Annotated in this window: 11 protein-coding genes; 3 read left to right on the top strand and 8 right to left on the bottom strand. The window is 71.1% G+C overall.

All coding sequences use genetic code 11. The annotated features are described in order from the left end of the window. The first annotated feature begins 15 nt into the window (after positions 1–15). Positions 16–1,125 carry a hypothetical protein gene (locus tag ABD205_RS22040; RefSeq protein WP_344048691.1) on the top strand — a complete coding sequence of 370 codons (1,110 nt, stop codon included), beginning with the start codon at positions 16–18 and terminating at the stop codon, positions 1,123–1,125. Here the strand turns inward: ABD205_RS22040 and ABD205_RS22035 are convergent. The 8 genes from ABD205_RS22035 to ABD205_RS22000 form a co-directional block, all read right to left on the bottom strand. Next, entirely contained in the window at positions 1,122–1,424 is a 303-nt protein-coding gene (locus tag ABD205_RS22035) for a helix-turn-helix domain-containing protein (RefSeq protein WP_344048689.1), read from the bottom strand. The two genes, ABD205_RS22040 and ABD205_RS22035, sit on opposite strands and share 4 nt — an antisense overlap. Before the next feature lie 73 nt (positions 1,425–1,497). Then, positions 1,498–1,983, bottom strand: a complete 486-nt coding sequence (locus ABD205_RS22030; protein WP_344048687.1) for a CinA family protein — start codon at positions 1,981–1,983, stop codon at positions 1,498–1,500. A gap of 76 nt (positions 1,984–2,059) precedes the next feature. Beyond that, positions 2,060–4,954 (bottom strand): ExeM/NucH family extracellular endonuclease, encoded by a 2,895-nt coding sequence (locus ABD205_RS22025; protein ID WP_344048685.1) that lies wholly within the window; start codon positions 4,952–4,954, stop codon positions 2,060–2,062. A gap of 78 nt (positions 4,955–5,032) precedes the next feature. Next, a complete protein-coding gene (locus ABD205_RS22020) occupies positions 5,033–7,039 on the bottom strand; it encodes a bifunctional metallophosphatase/5'-nucleotidase (protein ID WP_344048684.1) in 2,007 nt (668 codons plus the stop codon). Between the two features lie 182 nt (positions 7,040–7,221). Further along, positions 7,222–7,827, bottom strand: coding sequence for a CDP-diacylglycerol--glycerol-3-phosphate 3-phosphatidyltransferase (gene pgsA / locus ABD205_RS22015; protein WP_344048682.1), 606 nt, complete (start codon positions 7,825–7,827; stop codon positions 7,222–7,224). Positions 7,828–7,834: 7 nt separating this feature from the next. Beyond that, positions 7,835–9,232 (bottom strand): 30S ribosomal protein S12 methylthiotransferase RimO, encoded by a 1,398-nt coding sequence (gene rimO / locus ABD205_RS22010; protein WP_344048680.1) that lies wholly within the window; start codon positions 9,230–9,232, stop codon positions 7,835–7,837. Between the two features lie 58 nt (positions 9,233–9,290). Further along, on the bottom strand, positions 9,291–10,934 hold the full coding sequence (locus ABD205_RS22005; protein ID WP_344048678.1) for a helix-turn-helix domain-containing protein: 1,644 nt from the start codon (positions 10,932–10,934) through the stop codon (positions 9,291–9,293). A gap of 11 nt (positions 10,935–10,945) precedes the next feature. Then, the gene (locus ABD205_RS22000; protein WP_344048676.1) at positions 10,946–13,630 is read right to left on the bottom strand and encodes an FtsK/SpoIIIE family DNA translocase; all 2,685 of its coding nucleotides are present in this window, start codon (positions 13,628–13,630) and stop codon (positions 10,946–10,948) included. A 107-nt stretch (positions 13,631–13,737) separates the two neighbouring features. Between ABD205_RS22000 and ABD205_RS21995 the strand changes: the two genes are divergently transcribed. Together ABD205_RS21995 and ABD205_RS21990 are read left to right on the top strand one after the other, a co-directional pair. After that, positions 13,738–14,979 carry an MFS transporter gene (locus ABD205_RS21995; protein WP_344048674.1) on the top strand — a complete coding sequence of 414 codons (1,242 nt, stop codon included), beginning with the start codon at positions 13,738–13,740 and terminating at the stop codon, positions 14,977–14,979. A 31-nt stretch (positions 14,980–15,010) separates the two neighbouring features. Beyond that, entirely contained in the window at positions 15,011–16,375 is a 1,365-nt protein-coding gene (locus tag ABD205_RS21990) for a GH1 family beta-glucosidase (protein WP_344048672.1), read from the top strand. The last annotated feature ends 15 nt before the right edge of the window (positions 16,376–16,390 follow it).

The following is a 16,390-nucleotide window of genomic DNA, read 5'->3' as shown; positions in this document are numbered from 1 at the left end:
CTAGGGTCCGATGTCATGCACGGGGGCGTCCTCGCTGTCTTCATCACGGTCGTCGGGGCACGCTTCCTCGTGCCCCTGACGATTCCGAGGTGGCCGCTTCCCGGTGTGATCGCATCCCTCGTGCTGGACGCGGTCGACCACAGCGTCTTCCAGGCCTTCGGCTACGACCCGCCCGCCTACCAGGGCTACGACAAGGCGATGGACACCTACTACCTCGCCATCGCCTACCTCTCGACACTGCGGAACTGGTCGAGCATGCCGGCGTTCGGGGTGGCCCGCTTCCTCTACTTCTACCGCCTGGTCGGGGTGGTCGCGTTCGAGCTCACCCAGGTGAGGGCCCTGCTGCTGATCTTCGCGAACACCTTCGAGTACTTCTTCATCGCCTACGAAGGCGTCCGGACCCGCTGGGACGCGGGCCGGTGGGTCCAGCGCACGTGGGTGTACGTCGCCGCGGCGATCTGGATCTTCATCAAGCTGCCGCAGGAGTGGTGGATCCACATCGCCAAGCTCGACTTCACCGACGCGCTCGCCGAGCACGCGTGGTTCGGTCCGCTGATCCTCGCCGGTCTCGGGGTGCTCGCACTCGTGCTGTGGTTCGTGGTCCGGCCACGTCTGTCGCCCCCGGACTGGCCCTGGAAGCTGGCTGCAGATCCGCTGCCGGAGGAGATCGACTCCGCCGCCGAGGTGGCGGCGTGGTCGGCCACGAGAGGCCGGTTGGTCTCGTGGGTGACGTTCGAGCGCGTCGTGCTCGTCGGCCTGCTGTCGGTGCTGTTCGCCCAAGTGCTGCCGGGCGTCGAGGCCGACGCTACGGAGATGTTCGTCGGCGTGAGCGTCCTCGTGCTGATCAACGCGGCCCTCGCCCTGGCGGCTCAGCGCAGGTCGAGGTCGATCGAGTCGCTGGCCGTGGCGTTCGTCGTGCGGACCGCCGTCAACGTGGCGCTGGTGGTCGTCGAAGGCATCGTCCTCGGCCGGTTGGGAGGCTCGCTGAACTACGGCCACGCGCTCTTCTTCGTGCTCCTGCTCAGCCTCGTGACCACGATGCACGAGCGCTGGCGCCCGGTGTACGACTGGCGTCGCGCACACGAGCCTGCTCCGACGCCCGGAGCGGTCGACCCTGCAGTCTAGGCCGCGGAGGCGACGACGTCCGCGCCCGCGTTGCGGACCGGGATCGGCGTCGGGGCGGTGGCGGCCTCCTCGACCGCGACCGCGTGCGAGACCTCGCGCAGCACGTCGGAGAGGCGCACGTCGAGCGCACCGCACAGCGACGCCAGCAGCTCGGACGAGGCTTCCTTCTGACCGCGCTCGATCTCGGAGATGTAGCCCAGGCTGACGCGCGCCTCCGCAGAGACCTCGCGCAGCGTCATCCCGCGATCCATCCGCTGCGCGCGGAGCACGTCGCCGAGCAGTCGACGGAACAGCACCATGCGGACTGCCTCCTCACATCGGGCCGCGGCTGGCCAAGAGTCTCGCTGCCACCAGGGTGGCGATGGGCCAACGCTACCTGAGAGCAGTCTGTTCCCGCAGGCGCACCTCCAGCGCGGCGAGGACTGCCTCGCAGGTGGCCTCCTGGATCTCCGTGCGGTCGCCCTGCAGCTCCAACAGCTCGGACACGACGAAGCCGGGACCGGCCAGGCCGACGTACACGGTGCCGGCGGGCTTGCCCTCCTGGTCGTCGGGGCCTGCGACGCCCGTCGTCGACAGCCCGTACGTCGACCCGGTGACCGCCCTGACGCCGCTGGCCATGGCCCGGGCGCACTCGGCGGAGACCACCCCGTGCCTCACGACGATCTCCTCGTCGACCCCGAGGAGCGACATCTTCAGGGCGGTCGCGTACGTGACCGCGCCGCCGAGAAACGTCTCGGAGACACCGGGCACGTCGGTGAACCGAACCGCCAGTCGCCCGCCCGTCAGCGACTCGGCGGTCGAGACCGTGCTGCCCTCCGCGCGCAGCAGGAGGTGGACGCGCTTCCCCAGGTCTGTCACGACGCCGATCGTAGGAGGCACGTCAACGCCGCACGGAGGGCCCGGACCGCGGCGCGGTCCGGACCCTCCGTCGCACTCAGTGTCCGACCGGGTTGGTCACCGTGAGGGTGAAGGTGTCGCTGCCGGGCAGCACCCGACCGCCACCGGAGTAGGCGGCCGTCAGCGTGTACGTGCCACGCTTGTACGCCTTCTCCGCGATGGTGACGACGACCTTGCCATCGACCAGGGTGCCGCTCCCGACGACGTCCTGGCCGTCGAGGATCTGCACGGTCCCTGTCGGGACCACGCCGTCGGCGCTCACCGTGACGGTCACCTGGGCGGGGGCCTTGCTGTAGACCACCGTCGTGTCGGCTGCGTCGACGGTGGGCGTGTACGTCAGCTCGGGAAGGTCGACCCCGATCACCTCCGGGTCGTGGTCGGAGGCGCGGAACGGGCTGTCGTCGTACAGCAGCGTCGCGTTGTAGTTGTAGCGGCTGTACTCGTAGGCCACCGACTCCTGGGCGTTGATCTCCCACACGTCGACGCCGGTCACCCATGCCTTCGCCGCCGGGCTGGCGAAGACGTGGTCGAGCGAGCCGTCCATGCCGTCGAAGGAGTACGTCGACTCGCCGCCGTTGAACTCGCCGTTGAGCTCCGCGTAGCCGGCCGACTCCAGCACCTGGACGGGGTCCTCGTGCGAGTAGGCGTTGAAGTCACCCGTCAGGAACACCTTGTCGGTGCCGAGGTCGCCGGCGACGCTGTTCGCGAAGCCGACCAGCGCGTTCGCCTGCGCCACCCTGTCCGGGTTGGCGTTGCCCTGGCCCGTGCCGTCGTCGACGCCGGAGCCCTTCGACTTGAAGTGGTTCACGATCACCGCGAAGGCGTCCTCGTCAGGCGCTCCTGCCCGCTTGAAGCCCTGGGCGAGCGGCTCCCGGGCGTCCGCGAACGGCGCGGAGCCGGTGAGCACGTGCGAAGGGCCGACGAGCGAGACCGCGGAGGGCTTGTAGATGAACGCCGTGCGGATGACGTCCTGCTCTGCGACCGGCGGCAGGTCCGCCGCGGCCGGAGAGGGCGCGTAGGACCAGACCGTCGAGCCGGCGTCGGCGTTGAGCGCGTCGACGAGCGTGGACAGCGCGAAGTCGCGGTCCTTGCCGAACTTCACCGAGTTCTCGACCTCCTCGAGCGACACGATGCCGGCGCCCAGGGTGTTGATCGCGTGGACGATCTTGTCCTGCTGCCGCTTGAGGTTCGCGGCGTCGGCCGCGCCGCGCGGGCCGTCGCCGGCGCTGGTCGAGGCGTAGCCGCACTGGTTGGTCGCGACGTCGTTGCCGGCCCGGTCGGTGTAGAAGGTGCACTTGCCGCCGAGCTGGTCGACGAACTCCCGCCCGGTGGTCGGGAAGTAGTTGAGCACGTTGAAGGTCGCGATCCGGGTGTCGCCCCCGACCTGCTTCGGGGCCAGGTTGTCGGCCCGCGTGTCGGCGAACGAGACGACGTCATCGCCGGTGCCGGTGACCTGCGCGAGCGGCTCCAGCGTCCACTGCGCGGGGTCGCCCGCCACCGTGCCGCTGGTCTCCTTCTTCCGGTGGTCCAGGATGACCGGCTGGTGGAACGTCGCCGACGCCCCCACCCGCACGGAGTGATCGAGGGTGAGCCACGGCATCGGCGTGTTCTTGCCCGTGGTGTTGGTGAAGAAGTCGCCGCTGTAGCCGTCGTCCAGTGCGATCGCGCGTGCGGCGTTGTCGGCCTTCACGGCCGCGATGGCGGCGGCGTCCTGCGCGTCGGCGACCTCGGTCGGCTGCACGAGCGCGTGGTCACCGACCGCCAGGCCGAAGGTGCCCGTCACGTTGGTGTCGTAGTTGTCCGAGACGGTGAAGTGCAGGGCCGTCGGGTCGACGACCTCGCTCTCGTGGGCCTCCTTCTCGGCGTCGGTGTCGAGGCTGGACCAGTCGCTGACGGAGAGCGGCGTCACCTGCCCGAGCGAGGTCGGCAGCACGGTGAGGTTCGACGCGACCGGGGTGTCCACGGAGAACTCGGTCAAGCCGTTGAACTCCTGCACCCGCCCGGTGATCCGCACGCTGTCGCCTCGGTGCACGAGCGCGGCCGCCTGGGATCCGAACACGAAGATGCCGTCCGACGCGTTCGGGGTGTCGGGCGTGCCGGGAGTCTGCAGGTAGAACCCGTTGAACGACCCCGATCCGGAGTAGACCGCCGTGACGACGCCCTGCGTGGTGAGGGTCTGCGAGCCGGCCGCGCCGTTCGAGCCGGCGTACGGCGAGGTGTCGGTCGAGCCCTCGATCTGGGCGATCGACGCGTCGATCGGCGGCGTGGGCGGCGTCGGGTCTCCCCCGCCGCCGGTCGTCCCGCTGTTCGTCGGAGAGGGGGCGGCGAGCGCGAAGTCCGCCGCGTTGCTGTCGGTGTCGGCCCCGGCGCTCGTCCGGTTGAGCGACTGCGCGGCGGTCGCGGCCGACGTCGTCGGGGCCGTCTCGAAGCTGCTCGCGCCGGTCGCGCCGACGAAGTCGACGAGACCTGCAGCACCGGCCACGTTGCCCGACGTCGCGATGACCGTCGTGCCCTGCTGCAGCGCGACCTGACCGCCTCCCGCCGCCATGTTGAACGCCGGGGCCGCGGTCGCATCCGGCGTCGGCAGCGCGGCCCCGTTGGCACCGGCCGCCCCCATCTGCACGAGCCAGTGGGCGTGGGCGGGCACGGACCCGGAGAGTGCGTACGGCGACCCGCCCGACCCGCCTGCCGCGGACCGGTAGTGAACCGCCAGCCCGGCGAGCGGGAGCGCGGAGGCGGTCGGGTTGTAGAGCTCGACGAAGTCGGCGTTGTAGACGGCGCCGTTGTTGCCGCCCGCACCGTAGACCTCGCTGATGACGAGGCCGGTGCCGGCGGGGTTGGCGTGGACGGGTGAGGCGACCAGGAGCGGGCTGAGCGCTGTGGTGGCGAGGCCGAGGGCGGCGACGATGCCGACCCGACGTGACGAGGACATAGATGCTCCGAGAGGTGAGGGGGCGGTGGGGTGGGACGACGTCGGGGCCGGCGCGAGCCGGCCCCGACGAAGACGGATCTACTTCTGCGCGACCGGGATGGTGACGGTCGTGCCGCTGGGCTGCGCGACGAGCGTGAGGACGCCGCCCTTCACCTGCGACGGGATGTCGATCGACACGGCTGCGGTCCCGCCGGACACGGTGGCGGTGCCGACCTTGACCACCGGGCCACGACCACGGTCAGCCGTGATCGACACCGACGTGTTGGCGGGGCTCCCTGCCGACGTGAGGTCGAGCTTGCTGAGCGTGAACTCGTAGTGGCCCTTCGCACTGACCGAGGCAGGGAGGCCCGTGGCGCCGACCTGCTGGCGCGCGAAGTCGGGCGACAGGCCCGGGTGGTTCTGCAGGTAGGAGATCCACAGGTCGCGGTCGACGAGGCCGGTGTCGTGCGGCGTGCCCTCGGTGAAGGCCGCGAAGTTGTCACCGCCCGTGCCGAGGAAGCTGAACGTCGACACCGTGTACGTCGCGTCGGGGTCCAGTGGCGCGTCACCGATCCGGACGGAGGTGATGTGCGAGCCGGCCGGTGCGTTCGGGTCGTAGGTCACCCGGACGTTGTCCGACAACCCGAGCGCCAGGAACGGACGCGAGGAGCCGACCGGTTGCCACTGCTGCTCGAGCACCTTCTTCAGCGAGGACCCCTTGAGGTCGACCAGCCAGATGTTGTTGACGAACGGGAGCACGTTGTTCGCCTCGGCGTACGTCACCACGCCGTTGGTGTTGGCCGGGTTCGAGGTCGTGTCGCCGGCGTACAGCAGCTCGGAGCGAAGGCCTCCCGGGTTGACGATGCCGAGGTCGACGTGGCCCTGGTCGGACGGTACGCCGTCGCGCAGCGCGTTGCCGACCAGGTCGCCGAGGGTCGACTCGTTGGCCCGGTCGTCGCGGTTGCCGGTGCCGCCGGCGGCCGGCGGCAGCGCGGGGTTGGGCAGCGCGGTCGTGATGTCGGCGGTGATCGAGCCGACCGGCTGGTTGCCCACCGCCGCCGCGTTCGCGATGGCGGTGTCCACGGTCGACTTCACCTGGCTGAGCACCGGGTAGCGCGCGATCAGGTCGGCGTCCGGCGTGGTGACCCGGGCGACGTTCTGCTTCGTGTAGGAGATGACGTGCTTGGTGGCCGGGTCGACGGTCAGCTGGATGTTGCCGACGTTGTCGCCGTAGTTGCCCGTCTGCAGCAGCGGGCGGGTCGGCAGGTCGCCACCCGTGACCGGGGCGTCCCAGGCGTACAGCTGGTGCGTGTGGCCCTGGAAGACGGCGTCGACCTTCGGCGACAGATGCAGCGCCATGTCCTGGAACTCGCCGTTCTGCAGCACTTGCTCCTCGTACGACGAGCCCGCGCCCTTGACGGCGCCGGCGTGGACCGTCGCGACGATCACGTCGGCCTCGCCGTTGGCGGCGTTGCCGTCCGTGAGCTCGTCCGCGACGCGGTTGATCGCCGGGACGATCGGGCCGAAGTCGATGTCGGTGATGCCGCCCGGGCTGACCAGCGAGCGGGTCTCCTCGGTGACGGCGCCGATGACGGCGACCTTGAGCCCGCTGACGTCGGTCTCCCAGAACTCCGGGAGGACCGGGGTCGTCGTGCCTTTGGCGTACACGTTCGCGCCGAGGTACTCCCAGGCCGCGTTCGGAGTGGCGGCGGGGCCGATGATCCGGTCGCGGAGGTCCGCCCACCCCTTGTCGAACTCGTGGTTGCCGACCGAGGACGCCTGCAGCCCGAGCTCGTTGAGCACGTCGATGGTCGGCTGGTCGTTGGCGGTGGCCGAGGCGAACAGCGAGGCCCCGACGAGGTCCCCGGCGCCGACGAAGAGCGTGTCCGCGGCCGGCCGCAGAGCCTTCGTCTGCTCGACCGTCCCAGCCCACTTGACGGTGTTGGCGTCGATGCGGCCGTGGAAGTCGTTGATGCCGACCAGGTTGATGACGACCGGGTCGGCTGCATGCGCGGCAGGAGCGGCGACGAAGCTCAGGCCGGCGGCCGCGAGGGCCAGTCCGAGCGAGCCCGCACCGAGGCGGGCGATGGGGCGTGAGGACGACATGGAGCCTCCGTTGCTGAGAAGGGGCTCCCGCCATCCCAGGCCCGAACCCCGTGTGACTCCGTGACCCTATGACGGCTCGGGTGTCGTGGACATCCCAGGAAGTGAACGGCTTCCCAACTCGGCAACGACATTCTCCGGCAATCTCGGCAGGTCTTGCCGATGCCAGATCCCATCTGCAGCGGTTAAGCGGCGCGGATGGCGTGCCGCTGCTTCCAGACGCCGGCGAAGAAGTTGTAGCCCGACCAGAGCGTCAGGGCGACAGCGACGGCGAGGCAGGCCTGGAAGCCGTAGTAGAGCAGCTCACCGGGCACGTGGAACCAGTCCGGCAGGTCCGGGTCGCGCAGCGGCAGGCAGAGGCCGGCGAGGGCGACGGCCTGCACGGCGGTCTTGACCTTCCCGAGCTGGTCGGCGGCGATCACCACGCGCCTGAGGATGGAGAGCCGCAGAAGCGTCACGCTCCACTCGCGAAGCAGCACCACGATCGTGACCCACCACCAGATGTCGCCGACGACCGACAGCCCGATGAACGCCATCCCGGTGATCGCCTTGTCGGCGATCGGGTCGGCGATCTTGCCGAAGTTGGTGATCAGGTTGTGCTTGCGGGCCAGGTCGCCGTCGATCTTGTCGGTGATCATGGCGACCACGAAGAGCGCCCAGGCCAGCACCCGCAGCGAAGCGTTCTCGCCGCCGTCGGCCAGCAGCGCCCAGCCGAAGAACGGCACCATGACGATCCGCAGGGTCGTCAGGACGTTGGGCACGTTGAGGTTGCTGGCCTGCGTCTCGGTCATCGTGTCCTCACAGGGCCTTGGCGATCAGGTCGACACCGTCGGTCGCCACGACCTCGGCCCGGACGATGTCCCCGACGCCGGCCGTGGAGCCGAGCAGGGTGGTGGTGCCGTCGACCTCGGGGCCCTGGTGGGCCGCCCGGCCGGTCGTCTCGTCCTGGGTCGTCTCGACCAGCACGTCGACGTACTCGCCGATGCGCTCCTCCGCGCGCTGTGCGTTGAGCTCCTCGACGAGCGACTGCACGTGCTCGTGCCTCGCGCGCACCTCGTCCTCGTCGAGCTTGAGCTCCTCGGGGAAGCCCGCGGCCTCGGTGCCGTCCTCGTCGGAGTAACCGAACACGCCGGTCACGTCGAGGCGGGCGGCGACGAGGAAGTCGCAGAGGATCTCGAGATCCTCCTCCGTCTCACCGGGGAAGCCGACGATGACGTTGGAGCGCACGCCGGCCTCCGGCGCGTACGAGCGCACCTTCTCCAGGAGGCCGAGGAAGCTGTCGGGGTCCCCGAAGCGCTTCATCCGCCGCAGGACGGCGTTGCTGGCGTGCTGGAAGGACAGGTCGAAGTACGGAGCCACGCCGGGCGTCGTCGCGATCGCCTCGACGAGGCCGGGGCGGGTCTCGGCGGGCTGCAGGTAGGAGACCCGCACCCGCTCGATGCCGTCGACGGCAGCGAGCTCCGGCAGCAGGGTCTCGAGCAGCCGCAGGTCGCCGAGGTCCTTGCCGTACGACGTGGAGTTCTCGCTGACCAGGAAGAGCTCCTTGACGCCCTGCCCGGCGAGCCACTGCGCCTCGTGGAGGACGTCGCTCGGCCGGCGGCTCACGAACGAGCCGCGGAAGGTCGGGATCGCGCAGAACGTGCAGCGCCTGTCGCAGCCGCTGGCGAGCTTGAGCGGCGCCCACGGTCCGTCGTCGAGTCGCGTGCGGAGGTCGTCGAAGCCCGGCGTCGACACCGCGGTCGCGTCGCGCTCGACCGGTGAGATCGGGAGCAGGAGCCGGCGATCCTGCGGCGTGTGCGGATGGTGCGCCTCGCCGTTGACGATCGCCCGCAGCTTGGCGGCGATATCGGGATAGTCGTCGAACCCGAGCACCGCGTCGGCCTCCGGGAGGCTCTCAGCGAGCTCCTTGCCGTAGCGCTCGGCCATGCAGCCGACGGCCACGACCGCCTGTGCGCGGCCCCCGTTTCCGGCGGTGCCCTTCAGGTCCGCCGCCTCGAGGAGGGTGTCGACGGAGTCCTTCTTGGCCTGCTCGACGAAGCCGCAGGTGTTGACCACGACCGTGTCCGCCTCCGACGGGTCGGAGACCAGCCGGAAGCCGCCGGCGGTCAACCGGCCGGCGAGCTCCTCGGAGTCCACCTCGTTGCGGGTGCACCCAAGGGTCACCATGGCCACGGAGAGCTGCGTGTCAGTCGTCATGATCGTCGTTCACCTTAGCCGCGGCCGCACGCGACCGACGAACCCTGACGGCACGCGCTCAGTCGGCGGTGTACGTCTGCTGCGCGGCCTGACCGGTCTCGCCGACCGGCGCGGCCTTGCCGCCGTCGAGCGCGACGGTCGTCGAGCCGTCCGAGGCCTGGATCCGCACGGGCGGCGAGGCGCGCAGCGTCTTGGACTCACCGAAGGCCAAGGAGCCGGAGAACACCACGTCGCCGCCACCGTCACGTACGACGACCTCGGCGCCTCCGCCGGCAGCCGTGATCGTCACCGGCACGGCCGGAGCGAGCTTGCCGTAGGGGTTGCCGGTGCCGGCCGAGCCGCTGCCCAGGCTGGGCGCCGGTGGCGGGGTCGTCGTTGAGCTGTCGAGGACGAGCCGGGCGACCGACCAGGCCAGCACGATCGCCATCACCGCGGCGACGAGCACCGACCAGTTCGGGCCACCGGTCATCCGGCGGATGGGGCCGCCGGCGCCCGTCGCCAGCTCGGACTCGAAGACCCGGCGAGGGTCGATGGGGGCGTCGGCGTACGTCGCGCCGTACTGCTCGAGCAGAGGGGCCGCATCGACGCCGAGCACCCGCGCGAGCGTCCGCAGGTGGCCGCGCGCGTAGAAGTCGCCACCGCAGGGTCCGAAGTCGTCGACCTCGATCGCCTCGATGACGTGCGGGCGGATCCGGGTGCGCTCGGCGAGCTGGTCGACGGACAGGCCGATGCGGGTGCGGGCCGCGGCGAGCTCGGGACCGATGAACGGCTCCGCCGCCGGGGTCGGACCGAGGTCGTCGATGACGAGCGGCTCGACGGGCTCGCCCGGCCGGGCGATGGGGGTGACGCCCTGCATCTCGCCGAAGAACGGGCGCTGCAGTGCCCCCATCTCGGGCAGCGAGGGGCCCACGCCGTCAGACTCGTCGTCGCTCTCGGACGGGTCGAGCTTGAGCGCGTTGGCGCCCATCGTGGAGAAGTCGCGGGTCATCTCGGCCCGCACTGCCGTGGTCGGCTCGCGCAGCGGCGACGGCGTCGGGCTGGCGACGGCCGGGCGCTCCGCAGTGTCGGTCAGGGCGTTGTCGGTCAGGGCGTTGTCGGTCAGGGCGGCGCGGGAGACGACCCGGGTCGGCTCGGGGGCCGTCGGGTCGGCGGCGTCTCCCAGGTCGGCGAGGTCCTCCACCCCGGGGTCGATCTCCACGATCGTGGTGGTCTCGCCGGCCAGGTCCGCCAGCCGGGAGGAGAGGTCGCGGCTACCGCCGGCCACCACGGTGGCCAGGCCGAGCGGGACGGCGAAGGGGGCGCCGTACAGCTTCTGCGAGACGGTTGCGTGGCGTCGGGCCGCCGCGGGCAGCGCAGCCATCTGGGCGTCACCGTCCTGGGGCAGCAGGACCAGGCGGCCGTCACGCCACCAGGACCGTCGGGGCAGGTGCTCGACCTCGTCCAGGTCGCGCCACGGGATGCCCTGCCAGACCCGACCGAGCCGGACCCGCATGCCGAGGTCGTCGGCGACGAGCAGCGGCGTGCGCGCGTCCCATGCGTTCCACAGCTGGTGGCCGGCGATCGCCAGCAGCACCACGCCGAGCGCGATGTCGACCGCACCGTCATGGCGAAGCAGGAAGGCCAGCGCGAGGACACCGGCGATCCCGCCGATGACCGCCGCCAGACGTCCGTTGCGGCCGATCTGGATGTCCCGGGCCCGCATGTCCCTAGCGTTCACAGCTCCCCCTGAAGCGTTGCGATCACACCGTCGAGCTCGTCAGGCTTGACGAGCACGTCGCGGGCCTTCGAGCCTTCGCTCGGGCCAACGACGCCGCGGCTCTCCATGATGTCCATCAGGCGCCCCGCCTTCGCGAAGCCGACGCGCAGCTTGCGCTGCAGCATCGACGTCGAGCCGAACTGGGTCGTCACGACCAGCTCGATCGCCTGGACGACGAGCTCGAGGTCGTCGCCGATGTCGTCGTCGAGCTCGCGCTTCGACGCGGCCGGCACCGTCACGTCCTCGCGGTACGCCGGCTCGAGCTGCGTCTTGCACGCCTTGACGACTGAAGCGATCTCGGCCTCGGAGACCCACGAGCCCTGCACACGGATCGGCTTCGAGGCACCCATCGGCAGGAACAGACCGTCGCCCTGGCCGACGAGCTTCTCGGCGCCCGGCTGGTCGAGGATGACCCGGCTGTCGCCGAGCGACGAGGTGGCGAACGCCAGCCGCGACGGCACGTTGGCCTTGATCAGACCGGTCACGACGTCGACCGACGGGCGCTGCGTCGCGAGCACCAGGTGGATGCCCGCCGCGCGGGCGAGCTGGGTGATGCGGACGACGGAGTCCTCGACGTCGCGCGGGGCGACCATCATCAGGTCCGCGAGCTCGTCGACGATCACCAGCAGGTAGGGGTACGGCGTCAGCGTGCGCTCGCTGCCCAGCGGCACCTCGACCTTGCCGGCGCGCACCGCCTTGTTGAAGTCGTCGATGTGGCGGAAGCCGAAGTTCGCCAGGTCGTCGTACCGCATGTCCATCTCGCGCACGACCCAGGCCAGCGCCTCGGCGGCCTTCTTCGGGTTCGTGATGATCGGCGTGATCAGGTGCGGGACGCCCTCGTAGGCGTTCAGCTCCACCCGCTTGGGGTCGACCATGATCATCCGGACCTCGTCGGGCGTCGATCGCATCAGGATCGAGGTGATCAGCGAGTTGATGAACGACGACTTTCCGGAGCCGGTGGCACCTGCGACGAGCAGGTGCGGCATCTTCGCCATGTTCGCGACGACGAAGCCGCCCTCGACGTCCTTGCCCAGGCCGGCGACCATCGGGTGGTGGTCGCTGCGCGCCGTGTTGGAGCGCAGCACGTCGCCGAGGGTGACGATCTCCTTGTCGACATTCGGAATCTCGATGCCGATGGCCGACTTGCCGGGGATCGGCGACAGGATGCGGACGTCGGCGCTCGCCACGGCGTAGGCGATGTTCTTCGACAGCGCGGTGACCTTCTCGACCTTGACCGCCTGGCCGAGCTCGACCTCGTAGCGGGTGACCGTCGGACCGCGGGTGTAGCCGGTGACCGTGGCATCGATGCCGAACTCGTCGAGCACGTTGGTGAGGCGGCCGACGACGTCGTCGCTGGCCTTCGAGCGCGCCTTGTGGGGCGAGCCGGGCTTCAGCAGGTCGTTGCCGGGCAGCGTGTAGGTGACGTCGCCGGAGAGCGACAGCTGCTCGACGCGCGGCGGGAGCGGGCTGTGCGGCGGGGGCTCGAGCTCGGTCTTCTCGGCCTTGTCCTGGCGGGCGCCCGGCCTGGCCCGGCGCACGGTGGCCTCGACCGCCTCGTCCGCGGCCTCCGCGGCCTCGGCGGCGTCGCCCTCCCCGGGCGCGAAGGGGTCGTCGGCGAACAGCTGGTCCAGGCCGACCTTGTCGCCACGGCGGCGGCGCTTGCGCCGCTCGCCGTCCTCGATGACCGGGCTGTCGTAGGCCGGGTCACCCATGTCCGGGTCGATGAACGAGTCGTCCAGCCCGCGCTTGCCCGAGTTCCTGCGCCGTGCGATCGGCTGGGTGTCGTGGGGGCCGACGCTGAACTCGTCCTCGTCGTGCTCGTGGCCGAGCGCGCGGTCGCGGAGCGCGGCGAGCTTGGCGGGGACCTGGTAGAGCGGCGTCGACGTCACCACGAGCAGGCCGAAGAAGGCGAGCAGCATGAGCAGCGGCACGACGACGTACGCCGACCGGAGCAGGTCGAGCAGCAGCGCGCTGACGACGTACCCGATCGCGCCGCCGGCGTCCTGGAGCGCGGCCGCGTTGCCGTTCTGCGGCTGCGGGTTGCCGTTGGCGATGTGCACGATGCCGAGCACGCCCAGCCCGAGCGCGGACCAGCCGATCATCTGGCGTCCGGCCGGGCCCGTGCCCTCCGGGTCGCGCATGGTGCGCGAGGCGACGTACACCAGCGCCAGGGGCACCAGCCACCCGACCTTGCCGACGCTGCCGGTGACGATGGTGCGGACGAATCCGAGCACGCCGCCCTCGATGCCGAACCACACGGCTCCGGCGACGACGAGCGCGAGGCCGAGCACGAACAGCCCGGCACCGTCGCGACGGTGCTCGGGGTCGAGGTCACGCGCGCCGTGACCGATGCTGCGCGCGATCGTGCCGATGGCGTGAGCGACGGCGAGCCACAGGGCAGCGACGCCCCGGAACAGCGCGTAGAACAGGCCGGCGATCGGTCCGCGACCGTTGCGCACCGCCCGCGGGGCGGGCCGCCGTGCGCTGCTGCCGCGCGCCGCGGGCTTGCGTGCGGTGCGCGAGGTGGATCGCTTGGTGGTGCTTCCAGCACTCCGGGTGCGGCTGCTCGGAGCACGACCTCCCTTCGAGGAGGACGTGCTCTTGCTCCGCGACCCCGGCGGGGAAGACGTACGGGTCGCCATGAGACCAACCTATTTCAAAGCCCCACCAGTCACAGGGACCACACGCGTGCGTGTCGCGGAGCGGTTTCGCCGCGCGTCGAACCCGCCATCGTGCATGCTTGGCCGCCGTGACCCACGCCACACCCGGGCCTGCCGCCGCGGCCGAGCCGCTGGAGGATCCGCCGCACGGGTGGGCGCGGCGCTTCTACCTCGCCTGGGTCGGCGTGATGATCGGCTTCTACGGACCGATCCAGGTGCTTCTGCCCAACCAGGCAGAAGCGCTCTCCCCCGACCACAAGGAGTACGTCCTCTCCCTGGTCACCGGCTTGGGGGCCGCGGTCTCCACCGTGCTCAACCCGCTCTGGGGTGCCTTGTCGGACCGGACCACCTCCCGATTCGGCCGCCGGCTCCCGTGGGTCGTCGCCGGCGTCACGGGTGGCGTCGTCAGCCTGCTGATCCTGGCGGTGGCCCCGAACGTGGCGGCGATGGTGCTGGGCTGGTGCCTGGTCCAGGGCACGCTCAACGCCACGTGGGCGGCACTCACGGCCGCGGTCCCGGACCAGGTGCCCGCCGTCCGACGCGGCGCGATCGCCGGGTGGCTCGGGCTCGCCCAGATCGTCGGCGTGGTGGTCGCGACGGGCGCCGCCGCGTTGGTCCCGGGACGGGGCGGGTACGTCGTCTGCGCGGCCGCGGTGGTCGCCCTCGTCCTTCCCTACGTGCTGCTGCGTCGGGACGTCGTGCTCGACCCGCGCGACGTGCCGCCGTGGAGCTGGGGCGGCTTCCTCCGCGGATTCTGGGTCTCTCCGCGCCGCCACCCGGACTTCGGCTGGGCGTGGCTGACCCGGCTGCTGATCAACCTCGGCTACTCCGTCGCCATCGTCTACCTGCTCTACTTCCTGCGCGACGACCTCGATCGGCCGCACGCCGAGAGCGACGTCTTCCTGCTGACCGTCGTCAACACCGTCGGCGTGGCGGCGGCGGTGCTCGTCTCCGGCGTCTGGTCGGACCGGCTCGGCCGGCGGCGCGTGTTCGTCATCGCCTCCGGGGTCGTGCTCGGCCTCGGCGCCTTCGTCATCGCGCTCTCGCCGACGTGGACCACGCTGCTCGCGGCGTCGTTCGTCCTCGGTCTCGGCTTCGGTGTCTACACCTCGGTCGACTTCGCCCTCATCACGCAGGTCCTGCCCGACGAGGCCGCACGCGGCAAGGACCTCGGCGTGCTCAACATCGCCTCCGCGCTCCCCCAGGTCCTCGCCCCCGCGATCGCGGCCCCGGTCGTCACGCTCGTGGGCTACCCCGCCCTCTTCGCCGTCGCCGGCGTCTTCGCGTTGCTCGGCGCCCTGCTCGTCCGCAACGTCCGAAGCGTCGCCTAGCTCCCACCCGTCACCGCTGAAGGAGTCCCCCGTGACCGATCTCCCCACCCTGCCGAGCGGCTTCCAGCTCGGGACGGCCACCGCGTCGTACCAGATCGAGGGGGCGGTCGACGTCGACGGCCGAGGCCCGTCGGTGTGGGACACGTTCTGCGCCACCCCCGGCAAGACGCTCAACGGCGAGAGCGGTGCGGTGGCCTGCGACCACTACCACCGGATGCCCGAGGACGTGGCGCTCATCAAGGAGCTCGGGAGCGACGTCTACCGGTTCTCCATCGCGTGGCCGCGCGTCCTGCCGACGGGGACCGGCACGCCGAACACGGCCGGGCTCGACTTCTACGACCGGCTCGTCGACGAGCTCGTGGCGGCCGGCGTCACCCCGGCCGTCACGCTGTACCACTGGGACCTGCCGCAGGCCCTGCAGGACGCGGGCGGCTGGCAGAACCGCGACACCGCGCACAGGATGGCGGAGTACGCCGCCGTCGTCGCCGACCGGCTCGGTGACCGGGTCGGGATGTGGATGCCGCTCAACGAGCCCGTCGTCGTGACGCTGCTCGGCCACGCGCTGGGCCTGCACGCCCCCGGTCTGACGCTCGGCTTCGACTCGCTCCCGGTCGCCCACCACCAGCTGCTGGCGCACGGGCTGTCGGTCCAGGCGCTCCGTGCGGCCGGGGCCTCGAACATCGGCATCGCCAACAACCACGTCCCGGTCTGGCCCGCCTCGTCCTCGCCCGAGGACGAGGCCGCTGCCGGGCTCTTCGACCTCATCTACAACCGGCTGTTCGCCGACCCCCTCCTGCTCGGGGCCTATCCCGAGGGGTTCGCCGAGGCGATGCCCGGACCGGTGGCCGAGGACCTGGAGGTCATCGCGACGCCCCTGGACTGGTATGGCGTCAACTACTACTGCCCGATGGTCGTCGGCGCCCCCGGCACCGCCACCGCCGCCTCGCCCGTGGCCGGTGGCATGCCCACGCCGCCGGAGATCGGCTTCGAGCTGCGCGAGCTCCTCGGTCGCGAGACCACTGACTTCGGCTGGCCGATCGTGCCCGAGGCGCTCACCGAGGTGCTGACCGAGATGGCGGCCCGCTACCCGGCGCTCCCGCCGGTGTGGATCACCGAGTCCGGATGCTCCTACCACGACGTCGTCGACCCCGACGGCGCTGTGCACGACGATCGCCGGATCACCTATCACGACGCCCACCTGCGCGCGGTCCTGAGGGCGATCGACGCCGGCGTCGACGTCCGCGGCTACCTGGCCTGGTCGCTTCTCGACAACTTCGAGTGGGCCGAGGGCTACCGGGAGCGCTTCGGGCTCGTCCATGTCGACTACGACACGCTCGCGCGGACACCGAAGGACTCCTTCGCCTGGTTCCAGCGTCTTGCGGCCGGGCGCGGCTGACGCCGAGTCGGCGCA

This window comes from Nocardioides panacihumi (assembly GCF_039530925.1).
Taxonomy (GTDB): Bacteria; Actinomycetota; Actinomycetes; order Propionibacteriales; family Nocardioidaceae; genus Nocardioides; species Nocardioides panacihumi.
The sequence above is the reverse complement of the archived record's forward strand: the minus strand, read 5'-3'. Positions and strand labels throughout refer to the sequence as shown.